This window comes from Streptomyces sp. YIM 121038 (assembly GCF_006088715.1).
In the GTDB taxonomy this organism is placed as follows: domain Bacteria; phylum Actinomycetota; class Actinomycetes; order Streptomycetales; family Streptomycetaceae; genus Streptomyces.
This window is the reverse complement of record NZ_CP030771.1, coordinates 4682235-4700506: the sequence shown is the minus strand read 5'-3', so window position 1 is coordinate 4700506 and position 18272 is coordinate 4682235. Positions and strand designations below refer to the sequence as shown.

Below are 18272 nucleotides of genomic sequence, written 5' to 3'. Positions count from 1 at the left end.
GTTGCGCTGCGAGAAGGACTGTACAGGAGTGCAGGCCAGCGGTCGAACTCACCCTGCGTGCCCGGACGGTTACGGCGCCGCCGCGTCGATGGCCTTCACGATGCGCTTGTCCGAGACGGGGTAGGCCGTGCCGAGCGCGTGGGCGAAGTAGCTGACGCGCAGCTCCTCGATCATCCAGCGGATGTCCAGGACCTCCTGCGGGACCGGGCGGCCCTGCGGCAGCTGCTCCAGGAGCCAGGCGTACTCGTCGCGCATCTCGCGGACCTTCTCCATGCGCGTGGTGTCCCGCTGCGCGTTCGCCGGCATCTGCTGGAGGCGGCGGTCGGCGGCGACCATGTAGCGCATCAGGTCCTGGAGCCTGCGGATGCCCGTCCCGGTGACGAAGCCGGGCTTGATGAGGCCGTCCAGCTGCTCCCGCACGTCCTGGAGGTTGGCGAGCAGCGCGGGGCTGCGCGTCGACTTCAGGCGCCGCTCACAGGCCTGCCAGGCGGCGAGGACCTGTTGGACCTGCGCGACCGTGCGGACCGTCGTGTCGACGATCTCGGCGCGCACCTTCTCGTAGAGCTTGCGGTACGACTCCTCGTCCCACACCGGCCCGCCGAAGTCCGCGATCAGCTTGTCCGCGGCGGCGGTCGCGCAGTCGGCGAACAGGGCGGGCATGGAGCCGTGCGGGTTCGCGGACAGGGCGAGCTTCTGCTGGTTGGTCAGCTTGTCCTGGGCGAACTTGGCCGGATTCACCGGGATGTTGCGCAGGATGAGCCGGCGCGTTCCCGTCCACATGGCCCGGACCTGCTCCGCCTCGGTGTCGAAGAGGCGTACGGAGACCGTGTCGCCGTCGTCGACCAGGGCCGGGAAGGCCTTCACCGGCTGGCCCGCCCTGCGGGTCTCGAAGACGCGGTTCAGCGTCCCGATGGTCCAGTCCGTGAGGCCGGTGCGCTCGATGGTGGCGCCGCCCGTGCGCTCCGCCGTGGCGGCCGCCGCCTGCGACAGGGCCTTGCGGGCCTTCGGCTTGAGCTGGAGCTTGAGCGCCTCCAGGTCCTTGTCCTCGGCGAGCTTGCGGCGCCGTTCGTCGGTGATCCGGAAGGTGATCTTCAGGTGGTCGGGTACGCGGCCGAGGTCGAAGTCGTCGCCGTGCACCGGCACGCCCACCATCTTCTGCAGCTCACGGGCCAGCGTGAGGTGCAGCGGCTCCTGGAGGGGCGTCGCCCGCTTCAGGAACTCCTTGGCGTAGTTGGGCGCCGGGACGTAGTTGCGGCGGATCGGCTTCGGCAGGGAGCGGATCAGCTCCGTGACGACCTCTTCGCGCAGGCCGGGGATCTGCCAGTCGAAGCCCTCCGCGGAGACCTGGTTGAGCACCTGGAGCGGGATGTGGACCGTCACGCCGTCCGCGTCCGCGCCCGGCTCGAACTGGTACGTCACCCGGAACTTCAGCGGCCCCTGGCGCCACGAGTCGGGATAGTCGTCCTTCGACACGTCGCCCGCGCGCTCGTTGATGAGCATGGACCGCTCGAAGTCGAGCAGCTCCGGCTCGTCGTGGCGCTTCTTCTTCCACCAGGAGTCGAAGTGGGCGCCCGACACCACGTCCTCGGGCACGCGCTGGTCGTAGAAGTCGAAGAGCGTCTCGTCGTCGACGAGGATGTCGCGGCGCCGCGCCCGGTGCTCCAGCTCCTCGACCTCGGTGAGCAGCCTGCGGTTGTCGGCGAAGAACTTGTGGTGCGTGCGCCAGTCGCCCTCGACGAGCGCGTTGCGGATGAACAGGTCGCGCGAGACCTCGGGGTCGATCCGCCCGTAGTTCACCTTGCGGTCGGTGACGAGCGGGACGCCGTACAGCGTCACCTTCTCGTACGCCATCACGGCCGCCTGGTCCTTCTCCCAGTGCGGCTCGCTGTACGTGCGCTTGAGCAGGTGCTGGGCGAGCGGCTCGACCCACTCCGGCTCGACGCGCGCGTTCACCCGGGCCCACAGGCGTGACGTTTCGACGAGCTCGGCGGACATCACGAAGCGCGGCGGCTTCTTGAACAGCGCGGATCCCGGGAAGATCGCGAACTTCGCGCTCCGCGCCCCCAGGTACTCGTTCTTCGCGCCGTCCTTGACGTCCTTCATGCCGATGTGGCTCAGCAACCCGGCGAGCAGGGAGATGTGCACCTGCTTCTCGGGGGCGTCGCTGTCGTTCAGCTGGATGCCCATCTGCTTGGCGACCGTGCGCAGCTGCGTGTAGATGTCCTGCCACTCGCGGATGCGCAGGAAGTTCAGGAACTCCCGCTTGCACATGCGGCGGAACGCGGAGGAGCCGAGCTCCTTCTGCTGCTCGCGCACGTACCGCCACAGGTTGAGGTACGCCAGGAAGTCCGACGTCTCGTCCTTGAAGCGGGCGTGCTGCTGGTCGGCCTGCGTCTGCTTGTCGGCGGGGCGCTCGCGCGGGTCCTGGATCGACAGGGCGGCGGCGATCACCATGACCTCGCGGACGCAGCCGTTCTTGTCGGCCTCCAGGACCATGCGGGCCAGCCGCGGGTCCACCGGCAGCTGCGCCAGCTTGCGGCCCTGCTGGGTGAGGCGCTTGCGCGGGTCCTTCTGCGCCGGGTCGAGCGCGCCCAGCTCCTGGAGGAGCTGCACGCCGTCGCGGATGTTGCGGTGGTCCGGCGGGTCGATGAAGGGGAACTTCTCGATGTCGCCGAGGCCCGCCGCGGTCATCTGGAGGATGACCGACGCCAGGTTCGTCCGGAGGATCTCCGCGTCCGTGAACTCCGGCCGGGCGGTGAAGTCGTCCTCGGAGTACAGGCGGATGCAGATGCCGTCGCTGGTGCGGCCGCAGCGGCCCTTGCGCTGGTTGGCGCTGGCCTGGCTGATCGCCTCGATGGGCAGGCGCTGCACCTTCGTGCGGTGGCTGTAGCGCGAGATGCGGGCCGTGCCCGGGTCGATGACGTACTTGATGCCCGGGACGGTCAGGGACGTCTCGGCGACGTTGGTCGCCAGGACGATTCTTCGACCCGTGTGCTGCTGGAACACGCGGTGCTGCTCGGCGTGCGAGAGCCGCGCGTACAGCGGCAGCACCTCGGTGAACTTGTACTTCTTCTTCTCCAGGGCGTCCGCCGTGTCGCGGATCTCGCGCTCGCCGGAGAGGAAGACCAGGATGTCGCCCTTGCCCTCGGCCTGGAGCTCCTCGACCGCGTCCGTGATCGCGGTGATCTGGTCGCGGTCCGGGTCGTCGCCCTCCTCTTCCAGGAGCGGGCGGTAACGGACCTCCACCGGATACGTACGGCCGCTGACCTCGACGATCGGGGCGTCACCGAAGTGCCGCGAGAACCGCTCGGGGTCGATGGTCGCGGAGGTGATGACCACCTTCAGGTCCGGGCGCTTCGGCAGCAGCTGGGCGAGGTAGCCGAGCAGGAAGTCGATGTTGAGGCTGCGCTCGTGGGCCTCGTCGATGATGATCGTGTCGTACGCGCGCAGCTCGCGGTCCGTCTGGATCTCGGCCAGCAGGATGCCGTCCGTCATCAGCTTCACGTACGTGTTGCCGCTGACCTGGTCGGTGAAGCGGACCTTCCAGCCGACGGCCTCGCCGAGCGGTGTGTTCAGCTCGTCGGCGACGCGCTCGGCGACCGTGCGGGCCGCGATGCGGCGCGGCTGCGTATGACCGATGAGGCCGCGCACGCCGCGGCCGAGCTCCAGACAGATCTTCGGGATCTGGGTGGTCTTGCCGGAGCCCGTCTCACCGGCGACGATCACGACCTGGTGGTCGCGGATCGCCTCCAGGATCGCGTCCTTCTTCTGGCTGACCGGCAGCTGCTCGGGATAGGTGATCGCGGGCACGCCGTCGGCGCGGCCCGCCATCCTGGTGGCGGCCTGGTCGATGTCCGTCGCGATCTCGGCGAGGACGGTGGCCCGGGCCTCGGGCTTGCGGATCCGGCGCGCACCTTCGAGCCGCCGGCCGATGCGGTGCGCGTCGCGCAGCGACAGCTCCGAGAGGCGGGGGGCGAGGGCGTCGAGGGTGAGGGCGGGCTGCGTAGACATACGCGTCCCAGGATCTCACCCGGTGCTCACAGGTGGCCAACCGATTTCCCGGGGCGCGCGCCGCGGCACGTACCATTCCGGGCATGTTGTCCCGTGTGCGTACGCCGTGGTGCCCCCTGGTGGCGGTGCTGCTCGTGGTGCTCGGGGCGTTCTGCGGGCCCGCCTTCGCGGACCGGCCCGCGCCGCCCGTCGAGCGGGCGGCACACGTCTTCGTCCAGGACGCCGACGGGCGGGGCGTGCCCGGCTGCGGCCGCAGCGACGCCTCCGACCTGGGGCAGCGGCCCGCGGTGCCGCCGCGGCAGGGCCCCGGGTACGAGCTGCCGCCGTCGGCGTACGCGGCCCGTGTCGTCGACTACGACTCCTGGGGAAGCGAGCCGGCCGTGCGGGCCGTCGCGTCGCTGCGCGCGCCGCCGCCGCTCACGCCGCCCTCACCGGTGGATCTCTCCGTCCTGCGCGTGTAGGAGGCCCCTGTCTCAGGGGCCCCTTCAGCTACGCACGCCTACGCACGCAACAGGAGAAGCGCATCACCATGTCCACTGCCCGCAAGAAGAAGAACATCGCCGTCGTCGCCGCGGTCGTCGTCGCCGCCGGGGCGCTCGGCCTCGCCTCCTACACGGCCACCAAGCCGGACGACTCCGCGTCCACGGGGTCCTCCGCGTCCGCCAAGAAGGGCTCGGACTCCGCCGCCCCGGAGGCGGGCGTCTTCCCCGAGCTGGAGGGGCTCGCGCGCCGCGAGGCCAAGGACCCGCTCGCCCAGGGCAAGGCCGACGCCCCTGTCGTCATGATCGAGTTCGCGGACTTCAAGTGCGGCTTCTGCGGCAAGTTCGCCCGTGACACCGAGCCCGACCTGGTGAAGAAGTACGTCGAGAACGGCACTCTGCGCATCGAGTGGCGCAACTTCCCGATCTTCGGTGAGGACTCCGAGCGGGCGGCGCGCGGCGCCTGGGCCGCGGGCAAGCAGGGCCGGTTCTGGCAGTTCCACGAGGCCGCCTACGCGGACGGGGCCAAGGAGAAGGGCTTCGGTGACGGCCGGCTCAAGGAGCTGGCGCGCGAGGCCGGGGTCAAGGACGTCCCGCGCTTCCTGCGGGACGCCGGGAGCGACGCGGCCAAGGCGGCGGTGAAGAAGGACCAGGACGAGGGCTACAAGCTCGGCGCCACGTCCACGCCGTCGTTCCTGATCAACGGGCGGCCCATCGCGGGCGCGCAGCCCCAGTCCGTCTTCGAGGAGGCGATCGAGAAGGCGGCGGCGAGCCGCGCCAAGGGCGGCAAGGCAGGGTCCGGCAAGTGACGGCCGACGTCGGATACTTCGCCGCCTTCCTCGCCGGTCTCCTCGCCCTGGTCAGCCCGTGCAGCGCCCTGCTGCTTCCGGCGTTCTTCGCGTACTCGATCGACTCCACGTCGCGGCTGCTCGCCCGGACGGGGATCTTCTACGCCGGGCTCGCCACGACCCTCGTGCCGCTCGGGGCCGCCGGGTCCACGGCCGGGCGGTTCTTCTTCGGGCACCGGGAGGAGCTGGTGTTCTGGGCGGGCTGGACGATCATCGCGCTCGGGATCGCGCAGGTGGTGGGGTTCGGCTTCGCCTCCCGCCGCCTCGCCGAGCTGTCCGGGCGCATCCGGCCCACCACGGCGGTGTCGGTGTACGCGCTCGGTGCCGTCTACGGGCTCGCGGGGTTCTGCGCGGGCCCGATCCTCGGCAGCGTCCTCACGGTCGCCGCGGTGAGCGGCAGCCCGGTGTACGGGGGCGCGCTGCTCGCCGTGTACGCGCTGGGGATGGCGGTGCCGCTGTTCGTGCTCGCCGCGCTGTGGGAGCGGTTCGACCTGGGGCGGCGGCGGTGGCTGCGCGGCCGTGCCTTCCGCGTCGGCCGTCTGGAGCTGCACACCACGTCCCTGCTCTCGGGCCTGTTCTTCGTGCTGCTGGGCGCGCTGTTCCTGGCCTATGACGGTGCCGCCGCGCTGCCCGGTCTGCTCGACGTGGACGACTCGTACACGGTTCAGGAGAAGGCGAGCCGCATCGGCGACGCGGTGCCGGACTGGGCGGTCCTCGTCGGCCTGGTCGCCGTAGCGGCCGTGGTGGCCCTCGCGGCGGCCCTCCGCGGCCGTCGCGCGGAGCCGCGGGCGACACCGGACGCGGAGTAGCCCCCGCTCCCGGGCCCGCCCGGGACCGTGCCCGCCTTGGGCCGCAGGCCAACTGGCCTGCGGCCCAAGGTGTTTCACGTGAAACATCCGCCGGGAAGGGGGAAGCTCCGCCGGGGGAGGGGGCTCCACGGGGCCTCTCGTAGAGCCGGGAAACGACGAAGCCCCCGTCCGGAGACGGGGGCTTCGTGATGGTGGCTGGGGCCGGGATCGAACCGGCGACCTATCGCTTTTCAGGCGATCGCTCGTACCAACTGAGCTACCCAGCCACGCAGCTCACCGAGGTGATCTGCAAGCGGTCCTGACGGGATTTGAACCCGCGGCCTCCACCTTGACAGGGTGGCGAGCACTCCAAACTGCTCCACAGGACCTTGCGTTGTGCGAGCACTAGTCTCGCACAGGGTGGTGCGTGCCCCCAACGGGATTCGAACCCGTGCTACCGCCTTGAAAGGGCGGCGTCCTAGGCCGCTAGACGATGAGGGCTATCGACCCGCCTGGGCGCTTCGCAGCGCGTCGGGGACGTGAGAAGCATATGGGATGCGGGGACCTATCGCCAAAACGGTTTACGAAGGAGGGCCCGGCGGGGGTGTCGAGGGCTCGGCCCCGGGCTGGTTCTCCTTGGGGAGATGGCGGCTGACCTCGGCCTTCGTGAGGCCGAGCCCGCCGAGCTTGATCTCGTCCCAGGCCTGGAGCCGCTTGGTCGCGCGGTCCAGATAGAGCACGGAGGTCTCCACGGGGTCCGGGTGTTCGCCCTCGACGGCGCGCAGCCCGCTGCCCCCGGTGGAGCCCTCGGTCCGCAGCCGGGTGCCCTTGTCCATGACCTCCATGTCCTGGTGGTGCAGATGCCCCGCGAGCACCAGCGGCACCGTCCCGTCGGTCTCGCGCGCGGCCACCGGGTTGTGCGCGACCGCCACGTCGACCGGGGTGCGCGCGGCGGCCTGGGCGCGCAGGGACGAGGCGAGCGTGATGCCCGCCACCTCCTCCGCCGGGTCGCCCTCCGCCTTGGTGGACCGGTCGGGCGTGAACTGGGGGTCGCCGATGCCCGCGAAGCGCAGGCCCGCGACGTCGACGGGCTTGCCGCCGTCCAGGACGTGCGCGTTCTTGAGCCGCTTCAGATAGCGCTGCGTGGTCGTGGAGTCGTGGTTGCCGCGCACCCACACGTACGGCGCGTCGAGGTCCTCCACGGGGTCGAGGAAGGCGTTCTCGGCGGAGGTCCCGTGGTCCATGGTGTCGCCGGAGTCGACGATGACGTCGATGTCGTACTGCTCGACCAGAGAGTTGATGATCTTCCAGCTCGCCGGGTTGAGGTGGATGTCGGAGACGTGCAGGAGGCGGATCGTGGAGGGGTCCGGCTCGTACGCGGGCAGCGTCGACGTCACGTCGTACAGCTTGGTCACGTTCGTCACCAGGCGCGCCAACTCGTTCTGGTAGACGTCGAATTCGCTGACGATGTTGCGGGCGTTGCCGACCACGGAGGGCGCGCTGCTGAGGAGCCCCGAGAACCTCGGCTCCAGGACCGACCGGGGGTTCCAGGTGGCGAACGCGGCCACGCCGGACGCGGCGAGCAGGGTCAGGGCCAGGCCGCCCGCGGCGAGCGCGCGCCGGGGGCGGCGGTAGACGGCGAGGCCGAGCGCGGTCGCCCCGGCGACGACCGCGGCGCAGGAGCGCACCGCGAGGTTCAGCGTGCCGTTCGCCACGTCGGAGGCCACCTCCTCCTGGAGCCCCGAGATCCGCTCGGGGTGGTCGACCAGGGCCTCGGAGCGCACCGGGTCGAGGCGGTCCACGTCGACGTCGAGGCGGATCGGCGCGGTGTGCGAGCGCAGCTCCAGGGAGCCCAGGGGCGACACGTCGATCTTCGTGCCGCCGGTGAGCGAGGGCCGCAGCGCCATTCGGGTGTCCATCGGCCCCACGGACGTACGGACGCTGCCGACGATCAGCAGGCCGAGCCAGGCGCCGAGCACCACGACGGTGACCAGGCCCAGGGAGCGCGCGAAAGGGCGCGGGCTCCTGCCGAGCTCGGCCAGGGCACGCCCCTGACGTGCGCATTCGCGGCTGCTGCGGGGTCCGCGCCGGAAGGCGCGGACGCGGTCGACGAGAGTGGTGGGGGCACCGCGCAGGCTGCGCAGGTACCGCAGAACGACCGTGACGTCGCGCCCCATTGGGCGCGTATGCCCGCGCGGAGAGGTGGCTATGCCTGCCGGTGATCGACGGTCGACAATGGGCCCGTGCTGGAGATGACGCGTGAGGAGTTCGAGGAACTGGTGGCCGAGGCGCTCGACCGGATCCCGCCCGAGCTGACACGGCTCATGGACAACGTGGCGGTGTTCGTCGAGGACGAGCCGCCCAGCGACGACCCCGAGCTGCTCGGGCTCTACGAGGGCACGCCGCTGACCGACCGGGGCGAGTGGTACGCCGGGGTGCTGCCGGACCGGATCACCATCTACCGGGGGCCGACGCTGCGGATGTGCGCGTCGCGCGAGGACGTCGTGGCGGAGACGGAGATCACCGTCGTGCACGAGGTGGCGCACCACTTCGGGATCGACGACGAGCGGCTGCACGCGCTCGGGTACGGCTGAGCGGCCCCGGCCGGACCGGGCCGTCCCCGATCGGCCGAGCGGCGGCCCCGGGCAGGGCCCTGCCGTCCCTGATCGGCCGGGTCGCCGGGCCGGGCGCGGGTCCTTCTTGGGGCGGTGCCGCGCGTGTCCTCTTGCCGGGCGCGGGAGTTGGGCAGGTCGTCTCTCTCCCCCTGCGCCTCGGAGGTGCTCGGCCGTGCGCCAGTTCTACGTTTCCGTCCGGTGGGCCGCGACCGTGGTGGCCGTCGCGGCGACCGCGGGCTGTATGAGCATCGGCGACGACGGGAGCGGCGCGCCCGTGCCCGGGAAGTCGGTCAAGGAGCGCGGGGGCGCCGCCGCGCCCGACGGCGGCACGGTGCTGCCCGGCGACGAGCGCGGGCGCGACGACGACGGGGGCCGCGGGGGCGGCGACGGCAAGGGGAAGAAGGGCAAGGGCAAGCGCGGCGACAAGGGCGAGGCGTCGCCGGAGGCCGACGGCGACGACAAGCCGGGCAGCAAGCCGTCGCGGGCCGGGTCCGGCACCGCCGCCGCGTCGGTCGAGCCGACGAAGAACGGGCGGCCGACGCCGACGCGCACGAAGCCGGGGCCCCGCCCCACGCGGACCACCCCCACCCCGGACCCGACGCCCGAGCCGCCCACGCCGTCGCCGGACCCCACGACCCCGGAGCCCTCGTCGTCGGCGCACGGGGAGGCGGAGGGGCCGGTCAAGGAGCAGGGGGAGCCGTCGCCGGAGGCGGGCCCGGCGTAGCCCGGGGGCGGGTGGGGCGCGGGCCATCGGCCTTCGGCCTCGTCCTCAAGCGCCGGACGGGCTTCGGGCGGCTTCGGACGGGCTCTGGGCGGGCTTCGGCGGGCTTGGTTCTCCGCCGCGTCGTCGCCCTCGACATCCGGCTCCTGTGGTGCGCATTTGCCAATGTGGGTGGTAGGTGCGTATGGTGGTAGATCGTTTGATCCCATTTGCCCGGCGCCGACACAGAAGAGCGCCGCGTGGCGCGTACTCTCCCTTGCCGTGGCTGACCGCATAGAGGCGGTCCATTGCGAAATCACGGAGTTGACGGGCGCGTGCCGAGACTCCGGAAGGTTTCGCATTTCGCATGTCCATTTCCAGTTCTGACCACGCCGTCCTGCCCGAGAACGAGTCCGCCCTCGACATGGCCGAGGCCGTCGTCGAGGCCGCCGCGACCGTCGAGGCCGTGGAGCCCGAGGCCGTAGAGCCCGCGGAGCAGGTCGTCGAGGCCGAGGCCCCTGAGGCCGCCGACACCGAGGCCCTTGAGGCCGCCGACACCGAGGCTGACGCCGACGCCGAGCCCGAGATCACCTTCGGCGACCTCGGTCTGCCCGACGGTGTCGTCCGCAAGCTCGCGCGCAACGGCGTGCACACCCCCTTCCCGATCCAGGCCGCGACCATCCCGGACGCCCTGGCCGGCAAGGACATCCTCGGCCGCGGCCGCACCGGCTCCGGCAAGACCCTCTCCTTCGGTCTGCCGACCCTGGCGCGCCTCGCCGAGGGCCACACCGAGAAGAAGAAGCCCCGCGCGGTCATCCTGACCCCGACCCGCGAGCTGGCGATGCAGGTCGCCGACGCCCTCCAGCCCTACGGCGACGTCCTCGGCCTGAAGATGAAGGTCGTCTGCGGCGGTACGTCCATGGGCAACCAGATCTACGCCCTGGAGCGCGGCGTCGACATCCTCGTCGCCACCCCGGGCCGCCTGCGCGACATCATCAACCGCGGCGCCTGCTCCCTGGAGAACGTCGAGGTCGCCGTCCTCGACGAGGCCGACCAGATGTCCGACCTGGGCTTCCTGCCCGAGGTCACCGAGCTGCTCGACCAGGTCCCGGCCGGCGGCCAGCGCATGCTGTTCTCGGCCACGATGGAGAACGAGATCTCCACGCTGGTCAAGCGCTACCTGGTCAACCCGGTCAGCCACGAGGTCGACGCCGCCCAGGGCGCCGTCACGACCATGACGCACCACATCCTGATCGTGAAGCCCCGCGACAAGGCGCCGGTCACCGCCGCGATCGCCGCGCGCAAGGGCCGCACCATCATCTTCGTCCGCACCCAGCTGGGCGCCGACCGCATCGCCGAGCAGCTGCGCGACGCCGGTGTGAAGGCCGACGCGCTGCACGGCGGCATGACGCAGGGCGCGCGTACGCGGACCCTCGCGGACTTCAAGGACGGCTACGTCAACGCGCTCGTCGCCACCGACGTCGCCGCCCGCGGCATCCACGTCGACGGCATCGACCTGGTCCTGAACGTGGACCCGGCCGGCGACCACAAGGACTACCTGCACCGCTCCGGCCGCACCGCCCGCGCGGGCCGCTCCGGCACGGTCGTGTCCCTCTCCCTGCCGCACCAGCGCCGCCAGATCTTCCGCCTCATGGAGGACGCGGGCGTCGACGCCTCCCGCCACGTCATCAACGGCGGCGGCGCCTTCGACCCGGAGGTCGCCGAGATCACCGGCGCCCGCTCCATGACCGAGGTGCAGGCCGACTCCGCCAGCCAGGCCGCGAGCCAGGCCGAGCGCGATGTGCAGGGCCTGACCAAGGAGCTGGAGCGCGCCCAGCGCCGCGCCGCCGAGCTGCGCGAGGAGGCCGACCGCCTCACCGCGCGGGCCGCGCGCGAGCGGGGCGAGGACCCGGCCGAGGCGATCGCCGCTGCCGCCGCCGAGACCGCCGACGCCGCCGTGGCCGAGGCCGCGCCGGTCGCCGTGCCGGAGCAGACGGACCAGCCGCAGGCCGAGCGCGCCGAGGGCTTCGACCGCGGTGACCGCGGTGGCTTCCAGCGCCGTGACGACCGTCGTGACGACCGGGGCGGCCGTTCCTTCGACCGTGACCGTCGTGACGACCGTGGCAACTTCCAGCGCCGTGACGACCGCGGTGACCGCGGTGGCTTCCAGCGCCGTGACGACCGTCGTGACGACCGGGGCGGCCGTTCCTTCGACCGTGACCGTCGTGACGACCGTGGCGGTTTCCAGCGTCGCGATGACCGCGGTGACCGTGGCGGTTTCCAGCGTCGTGACGACCGCGGCGACCGCGGTGGCTTCCCGCGTCGTGACGACCGCGGTGACCGTGGCGGTTTCCAGCGTCGTGACGACCGCGGCGACCGCGGTGGCTTCCAGCGCCGTGACGACCGCGGTGGCCGTCCCTTCGAGCGCCGCGACGACCGCGGCGACCGTGGCGGCTTCCGCCGCGACGACCGCCCGTCCGGCCACCGTGGCAGCGACCGTCCGTTCAACCGCGACCGCCGCGACGACCGCCCGGCCGGCGGCGGCTACCGCTCCGGCGGCCACGACCGTCCGTCGTACAACCGCCGTGACGACCACCGCTCCGGCGGCTCCTTCGGCCGCCGCGACGACAAGCCGCGCTGGAAGCGCAACGGCTGACACGCCGGTCCGGCACACAGCCGATGACTGATGAAGGCGGGCACATCTCCGGATGTGCCCGCCTTCACGCGTACGCCGTCCCTGCACAACCCCGGTCCACCGCAGGCGGTTCGCTCCGCGGTTCGACCAACCGCCACGGCCGTGCCGCCGATACCCGATCGGACTGCGGGGCCCGGCGGGCTATGCTCATGGGTGCGCCGACATCACGTCGGCGAGGACCGTTAGCTCAATTGGCAGAGCAGTGGACTTTTAATCCATTGGTTGTGGGTTCGAGTCCCACACGGTCTACCGGAGGGAGCGGCCGCAGGGGCGCTCCCGGTGGTGTGGGCGAGGGCCCGGTGGAGGAGATCCGCCGGGCCCTCGGTCTGCTTACTGGAGGCCCTGGTTGTCGTCGCCGCGGTGGTGCTTCTGGGACTTCTGGTAGCGGCTCGCGGCCTCGCCCGCGGCGGACGTCAGGCGGGCCGCGGCGCGGATGCCGCGCGGGGCGTTGCCGCGGACCGTCCAGACGACCGCGCCGAAGCCGGCGAGCGTCAGTACGAGCACCACGATGAGCAGTACGAGCATGCGCTCCCCCTTGGTCGGGCCCCGTCGGGCTGCTCGCATCCTCTCAGGCTTCCCAGGGGAACTAGCCCGCCCACCGGCCCGTCAGGAACGTGAGGGCGCAGAGGGTCATGAGGGGCGCGACCAGACAGACGTAGGCCGTGCGGATGCGCGGCGCGCGCAGGCTCCAGGCGGCCAGGGAGACCCACAGCGGCCACCACAGGAGGGTGGCGCGCGGCAGTGACATGTACCAGTACGACGTGCCGAGGGCGACGAGGGCCAGGCCCGTGTACGTCGCCTCCGGCCAGCGGCGGCGGTACAGGAGGAAGCCGGTCAGGGCCAGGCCGAGGACCATCGTGAGGAGCTCGGCCTGGAACTCCACGGCGTAGCCGGTGGACGTGGTGTGGCCGAAGGCCGCCTCCCAGGTGTTGCGCCAGGCCTCCCACGGCGCGTGGAAGTCGCGGTACCAGCCGCGCTCCTCGGCGTGCTTCCACGCCATCCAGTCGCCGGTACGGGACTTGAGGTACCAGCTGTACGCCAGCGGCGGCAGCGCGGGCAGCAGCAGCCAGGGCAGGGCGCGGCCGTCCCGGTGGGCGCGGACCGTGGTGAGGAAGTGGACCGCGAGCGCGGCGGCCAGGAACAGGCCGCTCACCCGGACCGTGGTCGCGAGCGCGGCGAGCACCGCCGCGAGCGGCCAGGCGCGCCGCCGCGCCGCCAGCCACGCGGGCAGGGCGAAGGCGAGGAACAGCGCCTCGGTGTAGCCCGCCGCGAGGAAGACCGCGCACGGCGACAGGAGGAAGAACAGGACGGCCCTGCGGCCCGCGTCCGGGTGGGGCACGTGGTCGCGGGCGATGCGGGCGAGGGCCAGGACCGCCACCGCCCCGGCGGCGAAGGAGACGAGCAGCCCCGCCGCCGCCCAGTCCGGTACGACGGCGTGGACGGCGCGCAGTGTGAACGGGAAGCCCGGGAAGAAGGCCTCCCGGTTGTCCCAGCCCTCCATCCCGGGGCGGAGGTCACCGGGGAAGTAGCCCTCCTGGGCTATGCGCAGGTAGTGCCACCAGTCCCACTGCTGCCAGGCGGACAGCGGCGACGCGGCGTGGCGGGTGCGGGAGTCGGGCGGGAACAGCCAGGTGGCGCCGTACGCCGTCGTCCACAGGCCCGCGCGCGTGACCACGTAGAGGAAGAGGACGTCCGTGTCCTCCTTGCCGAGCAGCCGCCACCGGCCGCGCCGCGGGGCGCCGCGCCGTCGGGGGACCTGGACGGAGGCGGCCGCCCGCGACCGGGGCCGGGGCGGGGAGGAAACGGACAAGACGGTGCCTCCGTGGGTGGGTTGGGGTGTTTTGGGGCGTGCGGGGGTGCCGTGCGTCCGTGCGGCGGTGCGGCGGGTAGGTGCGGGGTGCTGCTGCCGAGGCGCGGCCCCGCGCTCAAGAGCCCCCGCGCATCAGCCCCGCGGCGCCCCCGTGCCGGAGCCCGTGCCGGAGCCCGTGTCGGAGCCCGTGTCGGAGCCCGTGTCGGAGCCCGTGTCGGAGCCCGTGTCGGAGCCCGCGGCCCCCAGCGCCGTACCGAGCGCCTCCCCGCTCTCCGGCGGATACGTGGGGGTGCGCGGCGGCGCGCTGCTCTCCGGGTCGCCGAGCTGCGGCGCCGTGCCCGAGGTCTCCGGCGGCGGAAAGCTCGTGCTCGGCGGGGGCGGCGACTGGTCGTCCGTGGTCGGTGAGGGCGAAGGGGAGGGAGAGGGCGAGCGCGGCACGGTCGGCGACTGGGGGCCCGAAGGGACGGTGGCGGGCGGCGTCGGCTCGGAGCTGTACGTCAGCGCCAGGGCGCCCGCGCCCGCGACGAACAGGGTCGCGGCGACGGCGACGGCCGTGACGAAGACCCGGTGGGCCCGGCGGCCGCGCCGGACGACGACGGAGACGGGCGGCACACCGGCACGGACGCGGCCGGCGTCGGCGGCCTCCTGGAACAGCGAGCGCAGGGGGTCGTGCGGTTCAGACACCGGGGGCCTCCTCGGTACGCGGGTCTGTCAGACGGAGGGCGAGCGCGGCACGGCCGCGGGAGAGATGGGTCTTGACCGTGCCGGGGGACAGGCCGGTCTCCCCGGCGATCTGCTCGACGGAGAGGTCGCACATGTAGTGCAGGGCGAGCGTCCGCCGCTGCTGCGGCGGCAGTTCGCGCAACGCCTCGACCAGGGCGACCGATTCGGGGCCAGGGCCCTCGGTGTGCGGCGGGGCGCCGCTGCGCTGCCAGGCCGACGCCGAGCGGCGCACGCCGCGCCAGCGGCTCACCGCGAGCCGCCAGGCGACGGTGCGGATCCACGCCTCGGGGCGGCCGTCGCGGTCGAGCCGCCCCCGGCGGCTCCAGCCCTTGACGAACGCCTCCTGCACGACGTCCTGCGCTTCGTGCAGGTCACCGAGCATCACGTACAGCTGCCCCGTCAGTCGTGCGGCCGCGTGCGCGTAGAACTCCTCGAACTCCTCGACGGTCAACAGATTGCTCCCGGATCTCCTTGGTCTCACCGTGCATACGCCCGCCGACCCGCGTCCGGATGACACGGAAGACGAAAGATCCAGGTGACGACGGTCACAGGCCGGACGCGGCCCGCGGCGCCCGCGGGTTCGCCGCCCGCCCTGCCCGCGGGTTCGCCGCCCGCGTCGGCGGCGGGGCGCCCCACGACCGGCCCAACAAATCCTGCGCCCCCGGCGCCGCCGCGGCACGCTGCCAGTGGAACGTGATCCGGAGGTGCGGCATGGCGGCTCAGGCACAACCAGGGGCCCGGTCCCGCGGGCCCCGCGGGGGCATACGCGGCCGCCGGATCCGCGGGGCGGCCCTCGCCCTGCTCCTCGCCCTCGCCGCCCCGGCCTGCGGCGGCTCCGACGGGCCCGGCGACGCGGCCACCGCCCCCGCCCGCCGCGCCGACCTGCCCTTCAGCCATCCGGGTGTCCTCGTCAGCAAGGCCCAGTTCGACCGGGTGCGCGCCCACGTCGCGGCCCGCGAGCAGCCCTGGCGCACGGCGTACGAGCAGCTGCGCGCCAGCAAGTACGCGGCCGCCGACTACCGCCCGAAGCCGTACGCCGTGGTCGCCTGCCCGCCCGGCAACGAGCCGGGCCAGGGCTGCGTGGAGGAGCGCGAGGACGCCCTGGCCGCGTACACCCAGGCACTGCTCTACAACGTCACCGGCGACCGCGCCCACGCCGAGAAGGCCATCGCGATCATGGACGCCTGGGCCCGGGTCGTCACCCGGCACACGGAGGCCAACGCGGGCCTGCAGACCGCCTGGGCCGCCAGCTCCTGGGCGCGCGCGGCCGAGGCCGTGCGCTACACCTACGACGGCTGGGCCGACGGCGACCTGCTGCGCTTCGAGCGGATGCTCCGCAACGCCTATCTGCCCCAGGTCGTGGCCGGTTCGGTCGAGTCCAACGGCAACTGGGACCTCGTCATGGCCGACGCCGTCATCGGCATGGCGGTGTTCCTCGACGACCACGCGGCCTTCGAGGAGGCGGTGCGCCACTTCCGTGGCCGCGTGCCCGCGTACTTCTATCTGAAGTCCGACGGACCGCTGCCCGTGGCGCCCCGGGGCAGCGACCTCGACACGGCGGCAGAGCTGAGCCGCTACTGGTTCGGACAGAAGAAGTTCGCCGACGGGCTCGCGCAGGAGACCTGCCGCAACTTCAAGCACGCCGGGTACTCCCTGGCCGCCACCGCCCACATCGCCGAGACGGCCTGGCACCAGGGCGTCGACCTGTACGCCGAGGTCAAGGACCGGCTGCGGGCCGCCTTCGAGTTCCACTCCGGCTACCAGCTCGGCGCCACCGCACCCGGCTGGCTGTGCGGCGGCAGGCTCCAGCGCGACCTCGGGCCCGACACGGAGGTCGGCCTGAACCATCTGCGCGGCCGCCTCGGCATGGACCTGCCGAACACCCGGAAGCTCACCCTGGAGCGGCGCCCGGAAGGCACCGACGACCTGTTCGTGGCCTGGGAGACGCTGACGCACGCGGAGAACACCTGAGGCGCGGAGGGCACCTCGGGTACCAGTTCGCGTTCTGTGCCCCTGATGGCGTACTGTTGGGTTCACCGACGCGGGGTGGAGCAGCTCGGTAGCTCGCTGGGCTCATAACCCAGAGGTCGCAGGTTCAAATCCTGTCCCCGCTACTCAAGAGCCGAAGGCCCGGAATCCTCAGGGATTCCGGGCCTTCGGCGTTCCGGTGGCCCGGGGCGGCGCCGGGGCTCCGGAGCGCCGCGAGCACGGGGCGCCGCCAGGGCCGCCGTCAGGGGCCGGTGCCAGAGGCCGCCGCCGGGCGGGGCGCACGCCGTCCGCGCGGGTCGGCGCGCCACCGCCCCGCGCCAGGGCGCACGCTGCCCGCCGGATCACCCACTCGGAGCACGCCGGGTCGCCCCCGGGCCCCAACGCGGGAAGCCTTGGGCCGATGCGGCGGGTCTGCGGCGGGAGTCGAGCGGTGGTTGCTTTGGGCGGTGGGGACCTCCGTACCGGTGCCGGGCCGGGGGCGCGCCATGGGCGCTGAGGGCCGGGCACCGCGTCGCGAGCGGGCCCTCACCCGCGTGCTGCCCCCGCTCCTGATCCTCGTCGGGGTCGCCTTCGACGCGCTCACGCCGCCCCAGTTCACCGCGTCCCCGCTGTTCGCCGCCGCGCCCCTGATCGCGGCCCCGTTCTTCTCGCTCGGCACCACCGTGGCGACGGCCGCCGTGTCCTGCGCCGCCGTGCTCGCCCTGCGCATCGACAACCACGCGGGCGTGGACGTCGAGGTCGTCACCTCCTTCGTCACCATGCTCACCGTCGGCGCCCTCGCCGTCGTGATCAACCGCGTCGTCCGCCGCGGCGACGCCCGCCTCGCCTCCGCCCGCTCCATCGCCGAGGCCGCGCAGCGGGCCGTCCTGCCGCAGCCGGACCCGCGCATCGGCGGCCTGGACGTCGCCGCCCGGTACGAGGCCGCGCAGGCCGACGCCTTCATCGGCGGCGACCTGTACGCGGTGCAGGACACCCCGCACGGCGTCCGCCTCATCGTCGGCGACGTACGCGGCAAGGGCATGGGCGCGGTGGCCGCCGTCGCCGTCGTCATCGGCGCCTTCCGCGAGGCGGCCGAGCAGGAGGCCACCCTGGAAGCCGTGGCGCAGCGCCTGGAGCGTGCCCTGGCGCGCGAGGGCACGCGGCGCGACGGGCTCGACGCCTTCGAAGGGTTCACCACGGCGGTCCTCGCGGAGATCCCGCGCGGCGGCGGCAGCGTGCGCCTGGTCAACCGCGGCCACCCCGAGCCGCTGCTGCTGCGCGCCGACGGGCGCCTGCGCGTGCTCTCGCCCGCCGAACCCGCGCTGCCGCTCGGCATGGGCGACCTCGGCGTCTGGCCCGACCGCGCGGACGAGACCGACTTCCCGCCCGGATCCACGCTGCTGCTGCACACCGACGGGCTCAGCGAGGCCCGGGACGCGCGGGGTGTCTTCTACGACCCCGCGGCCCGGCTCGGCGGCCGCGTCTTCTCGGGCGCGGACGCCCCCGACGCGCTCCTGTCCACGCTCGTCGCCGAGGTCCTCGACCACACCGGCGGCGGCGCCACCGACGACATGGCCCTCCTCGCCGTACGACGGCCCGTCACACCCCGTGACTGAACGGAGCCCCAGCGCAGCG

14 protein-coding genes and 5 tRNA genes are annotated in these 18272 nt (G+C 73.0%); 10 read left to right on the top strand and 9 right to left on the bottom strand.

Features of this window, described 5'->3' with window-relative positions; genetic code table 11:
• Window positions 1–69: 69 nt before the first annotated feature.
• Window positions 70–4011, bottom strand: a complete 3942-nt coding sequence (hrpA, locus tag C9F11_RS19725; protein ID WP_138960527.1) for an ATP-dependent RNA helicase HrpA — start codon at window positions 4009–4011, stop codon at window positions 70–72.
• Between the two features lie 83 nt (window positions 4012–4094).
• Between hrpA and C9F11_RS19720 the strand changes: the two genes are divergently transcribed.
• The 3 genes from C9F11_RS19720 (at window position 4095) to C9F11_RS19710 (ending at window position 6147) form a co-directional block, all read left to right on the top strand.
• Window positions 4095–4472 (top strand): hypothetical protein, encoded by a 378-nt coding sequence (locus tag C9F11_RS19720; RefSeq protein WP_138960526.1) that lies wholly within the window; start codon window positions 4095–4097, stop codon window positions 4470–4472.
• A 68-nt stretch (window positions 4473–4540) separates the two neighbouring features.
• Window positions 4541–5299 (top strand): thioredoxin domain-containing protein, encoded by a 759-nt coding sequence (locus C9F11_RS19715; RefSeq protein WP_138960525.1) that lies wholly within the window; start codon window positions 4541–4543, stop codon window positions 5297–5299.
• On the top strand, window positions 5296–6147 hold the full coding sequence (locus C9F11_RS19710; protein ID WP_138960524.1) for a cytochrome c biogenesis CcdA family protein: 852 nt from the start codon (window positions 5296–5298) through the stop codon (window positions 6145–6147). The genes C9F11_RS19715 and C9F11_RS19710 overlap by 4 nt, the downstream gene beginning before the upstream one ends.
• Window positions 6148–6336: 189 nt before the next feature.
• On the opposite strand, the gene C9F11_RS19705 is transcribed toward C9F11_RS19710, so the two are convergent.
• The 4 genes from C9F11_RS19705 to C9F11_RS19690 form a co-directional block, all read right to left on the bottom strand.
• Window positions 6337–6413 (bottom strand) — tRNA-Phe (locus C9F11_RS19705).
• Window positions 6414–6440: 27 nt separating this feature from the next.
• Window positions 6441–6515: transfer RNA gene (locus C9F11_RS19700), tRNA-Asp, on the bottom strand.
• A gap of 39 nt (window positions 6516–6554) precedes the next feature.
• Window positions 6555–6627 (bottom strand) — tRNA-Glu (locus C9F11_RS19695).
• Window positions 6628–6707: 80 nt separating this feature from the next.
• A complete protein-coding gene (locus tag C9F11_RS19690) occupies window positions 6708–8303 on the bottom strand; it encodes a metallophosphoesterase (protein WP_138960523.1) in 1596 nt (531 codons plus the stop codon).
• A gap of 66 nt (window positions 8304–8369) precedes the next feature.
• On the opposite strand from C9F11_RS19690, the gene C9F11_RS19685 reads away from it, so the two are divergent.
• The 4 genes from C9F11_RS19685 to C9F11_RS19670 all read left to right on the top strand — a co-directional run bounded on the left by C9F11_RS19685 (window position 8370) and on the right by C9F11_RS19670 (window position 12385).
• A complete protein-coding gene (locus C9F11_RS19685) occupies window positions 8370–8720 on the top strand; it encodes a metallopeptidase family protein (protein WP_192918148.1) in 351 nt (116 codons plus the stop codon).
• 193 nt (window positions 8721–8913) lie between these two features.
• The gene (locus tag C9F11_RS19680; protein WP_138960522.1) at window positions 8914–9465 is read left to right on the top strand and encodes a hypothetical protein; all 552 of its coding nucleotides are present in this window, start codon (window positions 8914–8916) and stop codon (window positions 9463–9465) included.
• Window positions 9466–9808: 343 nt separating this feature from the next.
• On the top strand, window positions 9809–12097 hold the full coding sequence (locus tag C9F11_RS19675) for a DEAD/DEAH box helicase (RefSeq protein ID WP_138960521.1): 2289 nt from the start codon (window positions 9809–9811) through the stop codon (window positions 12095–12097).
• Window positions 12098–12312: 215 nt separating this feature from the next.
• Window positions 12313–12385: transfer RNA gene (locus tag C9F11_RS19670), tRNA-Lys, on the top strand.
• Window positions 12386–12466: 81 nt separating this feature from the next.
• Here C9F11_RS19670 and C9F11_RS19665 read toward each other — a convergent pair.
• The 4 genes from C9F11_RS19665 to C9F11_RS19650 form a co-directional block, all read right to left on the bottom strand.
• A complete protein-coding gene (locus C9F11_RS19665; protein ID WP_138960520.1) occupies window positions 12467–12661 on the bottom strand; it encodes a hypothetical protein in 195 nt (64 codons plus the stop codon).
• Between the two features lie 61 nt (window positions 12662–12722).
• Window positions 12723–13850, bottom strand: a complete 1128-nt coding sequence (locus C9F11_RS19660; RefSeq protein ID WP_249402201.1) for a mannosyltransferase family protein — start codon at window positions 13848–13850, stop codon at window positions 12723–12725.
• 228 nt (window positions 13851–14078) lie between these two features.
• Window positions 14079–14630 carry a hypothetical protein gene (locus C9F11_RS19655; RefSeq protein WP_138960518.1) on the bottom strand — a complete coding sequence of 184 codons (552 nt, stop codon included), beginning with the start codon at window positions 14628–14630 and terminating at the stop codon, window positions 14079–14081.
• On the bottom strand, window positions 14623–15120 hold the full coding sequence (locus C9F11_RS19650; RefSeq protein WP_138960517.1) for a SigE family RNA polymerase sigma factor: 498 nt from the start codon (window positions 15118–15120) through the stop codon (window positions 14623–14625). The genes C9F11_RS19655 and C9F11_RS19650 overlap by 8 nt, the downstream gene beginning before the upstream one ends.
• Window positions 15121–15380: 260 nt before the next feature.
• Here C9F11_RS19650 and C9F11_RS19645 point away from each other — a divergent pair, with 260 nt between their 5' ends.
• From C9F11_RS19645 to C9F11_RS19635, 3 genes are all read left to right on the top strand, one after another.
• Window positions 15381–16640 (top strand): alginate lyase family protein, encoded by a 1260-nt coding sequence (locus tag C9F11_RS19645; RefSeq protein WP_138960516.1) that lies wholly within the window; start codon window positions 15381–15383, stop codon window positions 16638–16640.
• Window positions 16641–16709: 69 nt separating this feature from the next.
• A tRNA-Met gene (locus C9F11_RS19640) sits at window positions 16710–16783 on the top strand.
• A 360-nt stretch (window positions 16784–17143) separates the two neighbouring features.
• Entirely contained in the window at window positions 17144–18253 is a 1110-nt protein-coding gene (locus C9F11_RS19635) for a PP2C family protein-serine/threonine phosphatase (protein WP_138966737.1), read from the top strand.
• The last annotated feature ends 19 nt before the right edge of the window (window positions 18254–18272 follow it).